The following is a 354-nucleotide window of genomic DNA, read 5'->3' on the forward strand; positions in this document are numbered from 1 at the left end:
CCTCCTTTCGGCCGATCGGGTGCAGCGTGCACCCGGGGGTGCATGTTGCACCGCCGGCGACTCGAACAGGTGCGCGCTGTCGTTGTGACCCAGGTCTCGGATTGGCGACAGTGGACCCATCAAGACGGGAAGAACGAGGAGTTGGCAGCCATGACAGCTGAGGTACTGAGCGGGGTCGCGGAGTTCGACGTCGTCATCATCGGAGCGGGAATCTCGGGAATCGGTGCGGCAACGTATTTCAGCCGCAAGCTTCCGAACAAGTCCCTCATCGTTCTGGAGGGCCGCGACAACATCGGCGGCACGTGGGATCTCTTCCGCTACCCCGGAATCCGCTCCGACTCCGACCTGCACACC

Annotated in this window: 1 protein-coding gene; it reads left to right on the forward strand. The window is 63.3% G+C overall.

Annotated elements, in window-relative coordinates; translation table 11 throughout:
- Positions 1-150: 150 nt before the first annotated feature.
- The coding region (locus GV790_RS29245; RefSeq protein WP_163818052.1) for an NAD(P)-binding protein at positions 151-354 on the forward strand (204 nt) is incomplete at its 3' end.

This window comes from Nocardia cyriacigeorgica, assembly GCF_010858045.1.
GTDB lineage: Bacteria > Actinomycetota > Actinomycetes > Mycobacteriales > Mycobacteriaceae > Nocardia > Nocardia cyriacigeorgica_E.